The 560-nt window shown below is 35.5% G+C and carries 1 protein-coding gene; it reads left to right on the forward strand.

Annotated features, from left to right (window positions below):
• Positions 1-196: 196 nt before the first annotated feature.
• Positions 197-560, forward strand: a 364-nt coding sequence (locus ACFIK8_RS12890; protein ID WP_375669648.1) for a DUF475 domain-containing protein, incomplete at its 3' end; no start/stop codon positions are given.

Raw genomic sequence — 560 nt, forward strand, 5'->3', positions numbered from 1 at the left:
ATTGTATTGTATATTATTTAAGATTTCTATTCATTTCAAATGAAAGATGTACTTACTGATTCTTATCTTGTTTTTTGGGAGGAAAATTCCATATGAGTTTGCCGTATGTGTGTTTTATCTCTTTTTGCATTAATAGCTGCAATTTTTCGATTTGCGCAGCAGATGAATTAAAGAAATAAATTTCGAGGAATAGATCATGGCCCTATTAGGTTATTTTGGATGGGCTTTTTTTTTCACAATTATTGGCGTCTTTTTAGGAGGGGCTATTGGTTGGTTTGAAACGGGAAGTGTTATTGGTTTTCTTAAATATTTTTTCATCTGCTGTGTTTTAGGAGTTTTGGAAATTTCTTTATCTTTTGATAATTCTATTATCAATGCACGTGTTCTTGGAAAGATGGACCCGCTATGGCGTCGTCGTTTTCTGGTATGGGGCATTTTAATAGCAGTGTTTGGGATGCGGATTGTTTTTCCATTGCTGGTGGTTGCTGTTGCTGTTGGGATTAGTCCAGTTGCCGCAGTAAAATTAGCTATATGGGAACCACATCAGTATGCCACAATCT

This window comes from Bartonella sp. MR168JLCBS (assembly GCF_042194175.1).